The 12793-nt window shown below is 64.4% G+C and carries 11 protein-coding genes; all 11 read right to left on the minus strand.

The features are described from left to right. Positions 1-11 precede the first annotated feature (11 nt). The 11 genes from AC1RAD_RS23810 to sucD all read right to left on the minus strand — a co-directional run bounded on the left by AC1RAD_RS23810 (position 12) and on the right by sucD (position 12786). Positions 12-911 carry a glycosyltransferase family 2 protein gene (locus tag AC1RAD_RS23810; RefSeq protein ID WP_062475316.1) on the minus strand — a complete coding sequence of 300 codons (900 nt, stop codon included), beginning with the start codon at positions 909-911 and terminating at the stop codon, positions 12-14. A gap of 33 nt (positions 912-944) precedes the next feature. After that, positions 945-1991 (minus strand): class I SAM-dependent methyltransferase, encoded by a 1047-nt coding sequence (locus AC1RAD_RS23815; RefSeq protein ID WP_082818140.1) that lies wholly within the window; start codon positions 1989-1991, stop codon positions 945-947. A 99-nt stretch (positions 1992-2090) separates the two neighbouring features. Beyond that, the gene (locus AC1RAD_RS23820; RefSeq protein ID WP_062475359.1) at positions 2091-3317 is read right to left on the minus strand and encodes a glycosyltransferase family 2 protein; all 1227 of its coding nucleotides are present in this window, start codon (positions 3315-3317) and stop codon (positions 2091-2093) included. A gap of 229 nt (positions 3318-3546) precedes the next feature. Continuing rightward, a complete protein-coding gene (locus tag AC1RAD_RS23825) occupies positions 3547-5616 on the minus strand; it encodes a hypothetical protein (RefSeq protein ID WP_062475318.1) in 2070 nt (689 codons plus the stop codon). 108 nt (positions 5617-5724) lie between these two features. After that, entirely contained in the window at positions 5725-6165 is a 441-nt protein-coding gene (locus AC1RAD_RS23830) for a pilin (protein WP_062475320.1), read from the minus strand. A 201-nt stretch (positions 6166-6366) separates the two neighbouring features. Then, positions 6367-7170: a 3',5'-cyclic-nucleotide phosphodiesterase gene (locus tag AC1RAD_RS23835; protein WP_492737531.1), complete on the minus strand. Its 804-nt coding sequence runs from the start codon at positions 7168-7170 to the stop codon at positions 6367-6369. Between the two features lie 29 nt (positions 7171-7199). After that, a complete protein-coding gene (locus AC1RAD_RS23840; RefSeq protein WP_492737533.1) occupies positions 7200-9458 on the minus strand; it encodes a CHASE2 domain-containing protein in 2259 nt (752 codons plus the stop codon). Between the two features lie 72 nt (positions 9459-9530). Further along, entirely contained in the window at positions 9531-10181 is a 651-nt protein-coding gene (locus tag AC1RAD_RS23845) for an FHA domain-containing protein (protein WP_095747310.1), read from the minus strand. A 73-nt stretch (positions 10182-10254) separates the two neighbouring features. Next, the gene (locus AC1RAD_RS23850) at positions 10255-11064 is read right to left on the minus strand and encodes a Stp1/IreP family PP2C-type Ser/Thr phosphatase (protein WP_070063289.1); all 810 of its coding nucleotides are present in this window, start codon (positions 11062-11064) and stop codon (positions 10255-10257) included. A gap of 28 nt (positions 11065-11092) precedes the next feature. Then, positions 11093-11776: a TerC family protein gene (locus tag AC1RAD_RS23855; RefSeq protein WP_062475329.1), complete on the minus strand. Its 684-nt coding sequence runs from the start codon at positions 11774-11776 to the stop codon at positions 11093-11095. Positions 11777-11892: 116 nt separating this feature from the next. Continuing rightward, the gene (gene sucD, locus AC1RAD_RS23860) at positions 11893-12786 is read right to left on the minus strand and encodes a succinate--CoA ligase subunit alpha (protein ID WP_056575184.1); all 894 of its coding nucleotides are present in this window, start codon (positions 12784-12786) and stop codon (positions 11893-11895) included. Between the last annotated feature and the right edge of the window lie 7 nt (positions 12787-12793).

Consider the following 12793-nt stretch of genomic DNA (forward strand, 5'->3'; position numbering starts at 1 on the left):
CCAACACGCGTCTACAACGGCCGCGTTCTCCGTCCAAAGCGGCGCAACATGAAATCACCCAGTCCAGAGAGCATCGCGTACAACTTTGCGCGACGTTCAGTCTCCAGCAACAGGGTAATTGCACTACCACTTGTCAGATCCCAGAACGCTCCCAACGCCCAACGCAGGTCGGCTCCAGCGAAGCGCCGGCACATTTCAAGCTGGTTACGGGTGATGTAGTAGCGACGTAGCGGAGAGTGCCCAGTCAGCACGAGCGGGAATCCAAATACCACACGGGTTGTGGAATTCCCCATCGAATGGGCAAGTATCACCACTCGGTTTTCCATCACCATCAGCCCCTGGCTGCGACAGCGCAGACAAAACTCCAGATCAACTGTATCTATGAAAAGCCGTGTATCAAAAAATCCCACTTGGGGGAAAACCGATACGCGCACCAAGCTGCCCGATGTGATGGTCGTGCGCACCGACCGCCATTGCTCCGTTTCCTTCAAGATTTCGCCGGCGCGATGGTAATCACGCCCTGTCCCACGGTCGCGATGGCTCATGGCCAGGATCGCGACACGGTCTAGCTGCGGCAATGTCGCAGAAGCAGCCAGCAATTGCGCAATAGCTTCCGGAGCTACCTGGCTGTCCTGATCAAAGGTCGCAAGCCATTCGGCTCCAAATTGAATGGCGGCACGGGCGCCCTGATTGAGGGCTTCGGCAATGCCAAGGTTCTCGAGGTTGAGGACCACTGAGCACCCAGCTTGCAACGCCATCGAATGCACAGCTTCGGCGTTGTTTGAACCGTTGTCCACGACCAAGAGCCCGTGCACTTGCTCGCGCAAGGCCTGCAACCGGTCGGCCAGCTTGTCGTCCGGGTTGTAGGTAACGACCACAGCGAACACTGTGCCGCTCATGGAATCGGACATCGATTGCGATGGGATTGACACGCCGAGAACCATTCAAGCAGACACTGTCGCCGTCAGCGTAATGCACTCTCTCTGTGCCGCATCGCTGTGCCCCAGGAATTCCGCCATATCTTCGCGGATCGCTTGGGAACGGATATTGCCCATTTGCGCCGGATCTGCCAGTCGGCTCAAGGAAGCCATCGCCCGCCAGCCGGATTGCGAAGAAGCAACACGAATATCGATGAACCCGGCGTCCTGAAGCAGCCTTTCCAACGCCTTTGGTGCAAACACTTGGAGATGGTGTGGCGGATGAAGTCCCGCCCAACCCGCACCAAAATACGCATGGCCGCGTGCATTGATGTTGGGGGTTTCGATCCAGAAATGCCCCCCTGGTTTGAGCAATTGACGCGCAGCTCGTAAGAGCGTGGATGGCTCGTGCACATGCTCGATGACATGACTGATGGTGACCGCATCGAACTTGCTACCGCTGTTGACCAATTCATCCAGAGGCCCTTCGTGAACATCGAACCCTTTCGCGCGTGCGACTGCCGCCGCTTGTGTGTCGAATTCGGTGCCACAACCCTGCCAGCCCGCGACGCGTGCCCACGCCAGGAAACGGCCGTTTCCGCAGCCAATATCCAGCACTGTGCCGGGCTTGATCGAAACAGGAAGATGCCGCATGGCCGCATCGAAACGCGGCCTCAAAAATGGGCGAAGCCACATCGCGCCTGCAAAGACATCCCTCGGCTTGAACGGCTTGCTGCTGAAGCGCACGCGAATGTATGCGCGCAGGATGGCCTGTTTGAGAGACCCACGCCAATCCGTTCCTGGCTGCTCTGGATCATCGTCCAACTGGCTTTCGTGCGTTCCGTAGTCTTGATACGCTAGATGGATCGTTTGACGATTGGGCCTGGGATCCAAATAGGCTGTGCCGCACTGCTCGCAGCCGTACAGATCCCAACGTCCCGGTGCGTTGAACAAATGATCTGCCAAGCCCTGATGCACGCAATGACGGCGCTCACCTGCGCAGATCGGGCAGGCGCGCAGATGCTCCAGGCCTTCGGATGGCCAATCACGACTCTGGTTGTTCTCTTTACTCATGCTGAGAGGTGGGCAAGACTTGCCTGTTCCGATGAAGTGCTCAATGGAGCAAGGATATGCAGGAGCGCAGACTGCCGGTTGGCCAGCCTGCAACACCGTTCATGTCCCTGGGAGCTCGGGCTCGATGCCATGCGCAGGCCTGGCTCCTCGCCGCAGGTCGAAAGCGCTTCGAAGCGCTGCAAAAAAAATCGCAGCCAACAACGATTGCGTTCCCATCAACAACAGCGCAACGCCGGGGATGATCTGCCGCATGGCGGTCTCGGGATCCAGCGCTCCGAAGCCGGTACGCCCCCATTGCCACGTGAGGCTCGCACACATTGCCAATCCAGCCAGCGTCGCAAGCGCTCCCCCGACCGACAGCCATCCTCCGCCGGCCGCGCGCAGCGCCCATCGTTCCCGCGGGTGCGGCGTATTCAGACGCGCGCAATGCCGAGCAAGTACAGCGCCCATGGCGAACAGCATGGTCTGATAGCCCACCACCATGCCTGCGGCCGCGAACAGTTGGGTATGGATGCCGACCGGCCAGCGGCCCAGGTTGACCGGGTGGAAGTGCGCAAGCAACAGTTGCGTGAGACTCAACAAGGTCAGCACCGCACCCGGATACAGAAACAACCAGCGCGGCGTGAACAGCAGCAGAAATCGGAAATGCCGCCAGCCGTCGCGCCAGGTCCGCAAATGCGGGGGCCGATCTCGGCCGTCCGGAGAAAGAACGGTCGGCACTTCGGCGACACGCAGCCCGCTCAAGGATGCCTTGACGATCATCTCGCTGGCGAACTCCATGCCTTCACAACTTAGCTCAAGTTGTCGGATGGCTTCGCGCTCGAAGCCGCGCAAGCCGCAGTGGAAGTCGCCAATCTTGGACTTGAAGAATAGCCGTCCCATGAAGCTGAGCACCGGGTTGCCCAGGTAGCGATGCAATGGAGGCATTGCACTGGGCAAGATGCCACCGCGGAAGCGGTTCCCCATCACAAGCTGATTTCCCCCGCGCAGTTCGGCGACAAAGGGGGCAAGGGCGCCGAAGTCATAGCTATCGTCGGCATCGCCCATGATGACGTAACGGCCTGCCGCAGCATCGATGCCGGCGATCAGTGCCGCACCATAACCGCGCACCGGCACGTCGACGACGCGCGCGCCGCACGACGCAGCCAGCCTCTGTGACCCATCCGTCGAGCCGTTGTCGGCCACCAGCACTTCACCGTGAATGCCGGCGAGCGCCAGGAAGGCTTTTGCCTTGCCAATGCAAGTCGGCAAAGTGCGCGCCTCGTTGAGGCAAGGCATCAGGATCGTCAATTCGAGCTGTGGCCCAGCCCCGACGACGGTGGGCATGGATGCGGATATAAGGGGCGGCGATACGTCGGAGATTGAGCGCACGACGGCCTCGCTTGCAGAAGCACCCGGCGTATGGTCGCCCTTGCCGCTCGAGCAGTGCTGCAAAAGGTTGGCCTCGATGGCTGGTATCTCTCCCATACCTCCCACCAGCCCAAAACCTGGCGAGGGGCCTGCATTTGACCCGACAGCAGCGTCGTCCAATGACAACCGAACTTGCGTGATCATTTCAGCGCTTCGAGAGTTCAACATGGGCGCGACCCTCGGTGCGCCAGCAGGTCAGCTTCTGCGGCGATTTGATCCAGTCTTCTTCCCTTCCTATGGTGACGACGTCCCCGCCGCCACGGATCAGGTCGGCGAATCGCACCTGGCCCTCATCGTTGACCCAGGTGACCACGTCGGCATAGTTGCGGCGCCAGATGGCCCCGCTTCGGTAGCTGCCCCCGCCCGACGGGAACAACCAGGGACATGCGTCTTCGACCCGATCGAGCACCAGATCGACAATGACTTTGCGCTCGCGCTCGGTTTCAGTTTGCTTGGGCCCCGGCACCACGCGGCAGGTATAGAGGTAAACCTGATCGCGGGGACCGGATTGAGCCCCCGATCGCTCAACGACATCCGGGTTGCCCTTGTAGCTGATGTAATCGCAGTCCGAGGTGTCGACGCGCAGGCCGAAACGCCGCAGTTGATAGTCGAAAGTCGACGCAGCGGGCGCCACTGGCCGCCCATCCGCTTCGATCGCCCGCACGAGCTTGAGCGTACGCAGCCGTGTGAGGTTGGTCTCGATCACCGCCAAGGCACGCCGACCGACTGGCCCTTCCGGCGTGAGGCCGGTGCTGATGCCCAGGAAAGCCGAACCAGGCGCCAGCGACGGCAGGAGAAACGACTGCGATTGCGAGTCCATTGGAAGATACAGGTACGGCTCAGTTTGCAGACGCTGAGGTATCGTCGCCTGCGCCCATTGTCCGCCCCATGGCTGCCCGCCCCAACGGAATTCAGCTGCCTGCCACAGCAGCACCCCCTGGATGCCGAAGACCACGGCGAGTGCGTAGGCGAGTGCACGCGGCGCGCCGACAAACACGCGATGCAGCCCCGCTGCCAGGAGCACAGCCGCCACGCATGCCATGGGTAGAAAGTAGCGGCTGTTGCCACTGATGGCGATCCAGATCACCCAGCTGATCAGGAACGCCGCAGCCAGACAGGCAAAGGGCTGACGACTTGGTTGCACGGCCGCAGTGGTGCCGCGCCATCGCCGCCACGCGCCAACCGCCAACCCCATCACGACCAGCATCAGCAGGCCAGCATAGCGCGCGTCGGCCGCCATGATTTCGGTGTGAATCAGCCGCCGCGGGCTCAACATGTCGAAGGGCCGCGCAAGCGCTTCGGTCAGAGAGGAGGGTAGAAAGCGCGGGTCGCGCATTGCGTTGAACAATCGTCCCAGCGCTTCGATCGCCGACATGTACGGAGCGGTTTGGTTGCGCATCTCCCCTGTCGTGGCGTCGGGTGGCTGAAAGACATCGTTCAACATCGGGAAGAACGGGTTGCCGAAGGCCTGCTCAAGGCGCCATGCCCATGGCGCGAAGATAGCGAACGCGGCCCCGCCCGCACAGACCGTAAATACCAGCACGGCGCGCACTCGCAACCGAACCGTCGCCACGCAGCCCAGCACGAATGGCAGTGCCGGGATAAGCGCCAGGAACGCGTTCGACAGCTTCAACGCCGCGGCCGCGCCGAGCAACGCGCCAGCCAAAGCGACAAGGCCGAGGCGGCCGCCATTGAAAGCGTTTGCGATCGCGACGTATCCGCCGAGCGCCAACGCACCCGTCGTGATGTCGGTGAATGACGAGCCTATTTCCTGCAGCAGCACAGGATTGAACAACGCAAGCCCAACCGCAGCCCAGGTCACCACGATAGGGGCCGTGCCATCACTGCGGCGGCTGACGGCGCACGCCAGTTCGTAGGTCATCCACAGGATCACGCTGTGCAGGCACGCGAAGGTGATGCCGATGGCGAGCGAGGGCCAGCCCGCATGCACCATCAGGTACAGGGGGAGATGCGCGTAGGGGTTCAGATAGGTCAGTGACCCCACCGGAAAGAAGTCGATCGCAAAGCGATCGTTGAGGGCACTGAAACCAGCGTACAGGTGGTAATGCAGCGCATCCCATGGCACGTCCTTGCCGGCGAAAAGCGTCCACGCGACCGCGAGCAGCGTGCATATGACGTAGACCGCTGGGCGCGTGAGACTGCGGTTCGCATCGGCAAACCTGAGCCGGCGTCCAACGTTGATAGAGAGGTTCATCCGGCTGAATGCAGAGGGATTGTCGAGTGCGGCATCGTCGCCGCACAGCGATCAACGAAAAAGCGGCCCGTCGAAGGGCCGCTTTTCATCAAGGCTAGCTCACCCAGTTCAGGGGCGGCATTCAGCCGGCACGAACTTCACATTGATGGTCGTCGTGCACTTCCACGTCAGTTGAGCGCTGCCGGTGGCGACGGCCGTGGGGGTCAGGACGATGTTGCCGCCTGCGCCCGGAATGAGTGAAGCAACCGTCACTTCGCCCCCAGCTGCAATTGTCACGCCCGACACATATTTGGTGGCACCAGGGAAGCTGTAGCCGTTGTTGGTCGCCGTCACAGATTGCAGATCCCCGAACGACGACGCCGTTTCGGCCACTGCCAATTTGGCCGGCGCTGCCATCAGAAGAAGTTCGCTGACCTTGGCGCGGGTCGTGTAATCCTGATAGGCCGGCAGCGCCACCGCAGCCAAGATACCAATGATCGCCACAACGATCATCAATTCGATCAGGGTGAAACCCTTTTGCACATTGCGTGCGATAGAACGACGGTTCATTCATTAACTCCAGGTTGGTTTGTAGAGCCCGGGAACCAGCCCGGAGCGAGGAACCTTCCGCAGCATCCGTGCCACCCGGTTCCCCCACTCTGCAACCCTCGATCGGGCCGTCTTTGGTCACAAGATGGTTACATGATGTGACACAACTCGCACTCAGATGCCAAATGTGTCGACAAATTTGTCATGCCCGACCGTTTCCGGTCAGAAGGTCAGCACCCCATCCGCCTTGAGCCAGCGGATGTCCCGCCGCGCCAACCCAGCCACCTCCCGCCCCGCCAGCATCTCGATCTGGCTCATGATTTCCTCGGTCTCGGCCGGCTTGGTGTGGGTGATGTAGATCGGGTACTGCTTGCCCGGATCGATATGCGCCAGCTCGTGCGCCAGCGCCACCGGCGACAGGTGCAGGCTGCGTTCGGCCAAAGCCTCCTCGCGGGAGCTGAAGGCGGTCTCGATGACCAGCATCGCCACGTCGATCGCGTTGACGCGCTCCCAGAACGGGGGATTGCGTTCGGTGTCGCCGCTGAAGACCCAGTGGGCGCCGCCTTCGGCCCTTCGGATGGCGAAGCCGCAGGCCGGCACGGTGTGGACGGCTGGCAGCACCTCGATCAGCTTGGGGGCGTCGCTGCCCAGTTCGAGGCGCTGCCCGACGGTGATCTCGTGAAAGCTCACGAAGGGCGATTCGGGGCTGGGAATGCGTTCGAAATTCGGCCAGATGACGTTGTTGAACACATGCGCCCGCAATGCGTCGATGGTGGCGGCCAATGCATGCACGCGCAGGGGCCGGGCGCGGCGGCTGCCGACGGCGTCGAGCATCAGGGGCAGGGCGGCGATGTGGTCGAGGTGCGAGTGGGTGAGCACCACGTCGTCGATGGCGGCCATCTCGTCGAGGGTGAGGTCGCCGACGCCCGTGCCGGCGTCCACGAGCAGGTCCGCATCGACCAGGAACGAGGTGGTGCGGCAGTCCTTGGCGATGGCGCCCGAGCAACCCAGCACGCGAACCTGCATTGTGGAAGACCCCTTGTATGCGTCTGTCGTCATTTGGTGTCGAACCGGGTGGCGCCGTCCCAGTCCGGGTCCTGCGGGCGAAGCGCCATCGAGGCTAAACGCTGGGCGTAGAGCTGGTAAAGGACTTTTTTCGCATCCGCGGCGAGCAGGGGAGCCAGCAAGTTCCGGCCCAGCGCCCAATCCTGCCGGCGGTAGGCGGCAAGCACCTGGCTCCAGCGGTCGAGTTGCTGCCGTGTGTCCTGCGCCTCGGCCGCGGCTTCCGGCGCGAGCGGGGTGTAGATGGCGACGGCCTGGGCCTTGCCCTTGACGCGCACGCTGTCGAGTTCCTGCCAGACGAAGCCGGGCGCCGCCTCGCGGGTGGCGCCGCTGGCCACGATCTCGACCCCGTAGTGTCCGCTCAGGCCCTCGAGCCGGGACGCGAGATTGACCGCGTCGCCGACCACGGTATAGCTGCGGCGCGCGGTCGAGCCCATGTCGCCGACGCTCATGAGGCCGCTGTTCAAACCGATGCCCGCGCTGATCTCTGGGCGGCCGTTGGCGCGGTGCTGGCGGTTGATGTCGTGCACGGCGGCGGCCATGTCGATCGCCGCCTGCACGGCGAGCGCGGCATGGCCGGGCGTGTCGATGGGCGCGCCCCAGAAGGCCATGACGCAGTCGCCCATGTATTTGTCGACGGTGCCGCGGTGCGCACTGATCACCTCGGTGAGCCGGCTGAAGACGGTGTTCAAGAAAGCCTGCAGCTCGGCCGGCGCCATCTGCTCCGACAGCCGGGTGAAGTCGCGCATGTCGCAGAACATCACGGTCATTTCCTTGCTCTCGGCGCGCATGCTGTAGCGGCCGGGGCGCACGAGCATTTCGTCGACCAGCTGCGGCGGCACGTAGGTGCCGAAGAGCCGCACCAGCCCGCGCCGCGCACGCGATTCGACGAAGTAGCCCCAGCTCATGTTGAGCGCGAAGGCCAGCGCCACCATGACGAGCGCCGACGCCAGCGGGAGCACGAGGCTGTGGCCGACGTAGAGCCAGGTGTTGAGGCCGACCAGCGCGGCGACCACGCCCGCGCCGAGCAGCACGGCGCGCGATGCGGACAGCAGCGACAGCCCGAACGCGAGCAGCAGCCCCGCCGCCAGCACGGTCAGCACTTCATAACCCGGTGCGTAGTCGGGCACGGCCAGCAGGCGCCGGTCGAGCAGGCCCGAGACGATGTTGGCGTGCACTTCGACGCCCGGGAACGCAGCGCCGACGGGGGTGGCGCGCAGGTCCTGCAGGCCGGGCGCGGTGGCGCCGAGCAGCACGATCTTGTCCTTCAACTCGCCCGGCGCCAGTCGGCCCTCGAGGACGTCGGCGGCGGCCACGTAGCGGAACGATCCTGCGCGCGGCCCGCCGGGACCGCGAAACGGCACCTGCAGGCTGGCGCTCTGGTCGACCGGGATGCGCAGCGACCCCAGCACCAGCGCCTGCAGGCGCGGAAAGTTGCCGTCGCCGGCCACGAGCGCCGGCCGCACGGGCGGCGAGCCGTTCGCCAGCCGGTACACCGCCAGCGCCAGCGACTCGTAGTGCCCGGGCGACGCATGCTGGCCTTCGTAGCGGGCGATGAGCGGCACGCTGCGGATCACGCCGTCGTCGCTGCCGTCACCGACCAGGGTGTTCAGGAACCCCGCGACCGGCGCCGCGCGCCCCAGCACCGGCAGGCTGGCGCCGAAGCCGTTCCAGAGCGTGACGAAAGAAGCATGGGGCGGAAAGGCGTCGGGCGGCAGCACCGGCGTCGCCGGCAGCAGCCCCTTGGCGCTGGGCTGTTCGGTGCGCGTGAAGTAGTAGCCGAGCGCCACGGGCTGGCCACGCAGGGCCTGGGCCAGTGTGGCGTCGTGATCGAGGGTGGGCGCGAGCTGGTCGATTTCGGCAGCGAGGCCCGGCACGCCGCTCAATGGCCCGGCTGCAATCTCCTTCAGGCGCCCGAGGCCGGAGCTGCGATCGGGCTCGAGAAACATCACGTCGAAGCCCAGCACGGCCACGTGCTGGCGGGCCAGCAGTTCCGTCGTGAGGCTGGCGATCTTGTCGCGCGGCCAGGGCCACTGGCCTTCGCGCGCCAGGCTGGCGTCGTCGACATCGACGATCACGACCCGCGTGTCGGGCGTGCCCGGCATGGTGGCGCGCAGGCGGGCGTCGTAGATCAGGTGGTCCAGGTGCTCGATCACACCCAGCCGCCAAGCGCCGGTGGCATGGAGCAGCGCCAGCAGCACCGGCAGCAGCGTGATGGCGATGCGCGGCCAGTGCCGCCGCAATGCGCTCATGGCTGATCAGCCTTGGACAACAAATGCCTGTCGGCGAAAAAACGGGGGGCGGAGCGGGGCGCCGGAAGCGGCTCAGATCCGGACGAACTGCATGCGCGAGGCGCCGCCGAGTTCGAGCACGTCGCCTTCCTGCAGCGCGACGGCTTCGGCGCCCAGCGGGGCGCCGTTGAGCGTGACGCTGCCCACGACGGTGGCCGCCACGTAGCCCTGGCGGCGGCGGGTGACGACGGCCACGGCGACGCCGGGCTTGCCGATGGTGGTGACCACCTTCTGCAGCGGGACGTCCTGGCCTTCGTTGGCGCCCGAGAGCACGCGCAGCACAGGCACGCCCAGCTCGACCAGCGCGCCCGATTCGGTGGGCGCCGACGAGAGCGGCATCGGCGCCGAATACTCGGAGAGCGAGGCCCGCACGGAGCCGGGGCCGGCCATGAGGTTGCTGTGCGAACGGAAATGGATGCGGCAGCCGCCGACCTCGATGACGTCGTTGTCCTGGAGCGCCTGCTTCTGGACGGCCAGCGCATTGACGTAGGTGCCGTTGGTGCTGTTGAGATCTTCAATTTCGACTTCGCCGCCGCTCATGTGCAGCACGGCATGCTCGCCGCTGACGGCGAGATTGTCGATCACGATGTCGTTGTAGGCGCGCCGGCCCAACGTCGTGCGATTCTTGGCGAGCGCCACTTGGCCGATGACGACGCCATCGACCGAAATGATCATCTTCGGCATGGCCGATTACTCCCCGTTTGCAAAGATCCAGCACCGTCAGGCGGCGCAAACGGTCCGCCGCCTGGGTTGGCTGCTACATGGCCCCGCGGGTCGCTTCGCTGACGCCCGCCTTGGCCAGAACAACTGAAATGTTATCCCGTCCGCCATTGTCGTTTGAAATTGCAACCAAAAGTGAAGCCATCTCCTTCAGCCCCAGATCACGGCTCAAAAGCGTGAAAAGCTGCGCATCCGGCACCATCTCGCTGAGCCCGTCGGAGCACAGCATGTACAGGTCGCCCGGCCTGGCGCTGTGCTCGTGCATCTCCAGCAACACCTGGGCTTCCACGCCCACGGCCCGCGTCACGAGGTTGCGGGTGGGGGAGTTCAGGGCCTCTTCGGGCGTGATGGCGCCCGCATCGAGCTGCTGCTGGCGCAGCGAATGGTCGCGCGTGAGCTGCTCCAGCTTGTTGTTGCGCAGGCGGTAGCAGCGCGAGTCGCCGATGTGGCCGACGACCACGCGCTGGGGGCGGAACGCCGCCAGCACCAGGGTCGTGCCCATGCCTCGCAGTTCTTCGTGTGTGATGCCCGCCTGGAGGATGGCGCCGTTGGCCTCGTCGGTGGCCGCCTGCAGCGCACGCCGGACCACACGGGCCGGCGCCTGCATGCCGGCCTGGGCGAACCAGCGCCCGAAGCTCGCGTGCATCAGCGAAATGGCCATGGCACTGGCCACCTCGCCGCCCTTGTAGCCGCCCATGCCGTCGGCCAGCAGCGCCAGACCGAGGGCCGGATCGACATGCACCGCGTCTTCGTTGTGGGCGCGCAGGCGCCCGACATCGGTCAGCGCCGCAAACTCCCAGCTCAGCGCCGGTCGACTGGAGAAAAGGGAAACGCCAACACCTGCCATCGTTTGTCAGCGCTCGCTTTTTAAGGGATCAGTGCGCAGCAGCGCGTGCGCGCCGTTGCAGGAAGCGGCCCAGGGCCACGACGAGCACCGCGCCGGCGATCGCGCCCACGTAGTGCATCCAGGGGTTGGCCGCCAGCGCCTCATGCAGCGACACGTCGCTCACGATGGTCTCGCCGCCGACCCAGCCGATCAGCGCGGCGCCCAGCATGACGATGATCGGGAAGCGTTCCATGAGCTTGATCATGAGCGTGCTGCCGAAAATCACCAAGGGGATGCTGATGGCCAGACCCAACACCAGCAGCACCATGCTGCCTTGCGCGGCGGCCGCCACGGCGATCACGTTGTCCAGGCTCATCACCAGGTCGGCCAGCAGGATGGTCCGCACGGCCGCGAACATGCTGCCGTATTCCTTGGACTCGCCGTCGCCTTCGTCTTCCTCGCTGAGCAGCTGCAGGCCGATCCACAGCAGCAGGGCGCCGCCGATGATCTGCAGGTAGGGCAGCGCCAACAGCTTGGCCGCCACCACCGTCAGCACGATGCGCAGCACGACGGCCGCGCCCGAGCCGAACAGCACGGCTTTTTTCTGTTGCGCGGGCGGCAGCGATCGCGCCGCCATGGCGATCACGACGGCGTTGTCGCCCGAGAGGATGATGTTGATCCAGACGATCTTGATCAGACCGATCCAGAAGTCCGTGCTTTGAAGAAGTTCCATGTCTCTGATTCCACTGTGTTGTAGTTAAAAAAGCGCCCGCAACTCAATGCGGGCGCTTTTTCATTTCTGCGTGGTAATGCGAGCGGCGGGAATGCCGCCAGCGGTGGGTGTGCTTTTTACAGCTTGCCCTTGAGCAGCTTGGCCAGCTCCGAGAAGTTGCGCGTCACGGTGAAGCCGCACTCTTCCATGATGGCGAGCTTGGCTTCGGCCGTGTCGGCGCCGCCGGAGATCAGCGCGCCGGCGTGGCCCATGCGCTTGCCGGGAGGGGCGGTGACACCGGCGATGAAGCCGACGACCGGCTTCTTCATGTTGTCCTTGCACCAGCGGGCTGCGTCAGCCTCGTCGGGGCCGCCGATTTCGCCGATCATGATGACGGCGTCGGTGTCCGGATCGTCATTGAAGGCCTTCATCACGTCGATGTGCTTCAGGCCGTTGATCGGGTCGCCGCCGATGCCGACTGCCGACGATTGGCCCAGGCCGATTTCCGTCAGTTGAGCCACGGCTTCGTACGTCAGCGTGCCCGAGCGCGAGACCACGCCGATGCGGCCCTTGCGGTGGATGTGGCCGGGCATGATGCCGATCTTGATTTCGTCGGGCGTGATCAGGCCGGGGCAGTTCGGGCCCAGCAGCAGGGTCTTCTTGCCGCCGGCCGCTTCCTTGGCCTTCATCTTGTTGCGCACTTCGAGCATGTCGCGAACCGGAATGCCTTCGGTGATGCAGATCGCCATGTCCAGGTCGGCTTCGACAGCTTCCCAGATGGCGGCCGCGGCGCCTGCCGGCGGCACGTAGATCACCGACACGGTGGCGCCGGTCTGCGTGGCGGCTTCCTTCACCGAACCGAAGATCGGGATGTTGAAGATCGACTCGCCGGCCTTCTTCGGGTTCACGCCGGCCACGAAGGCGTTCTTGCCGTTCGCGTATTCCTGGCACTTCTCGGTGTGGAACTGACCGGTCTTGCCGGTGATGCCTTGCGTGATGACTTTGGTGTCTTTGTTGATGTAGATCGACATGACTTGT

It is taken from the genome of Variovorax sp. GW823-FHT04B03, from assembly GCF_058796495.1.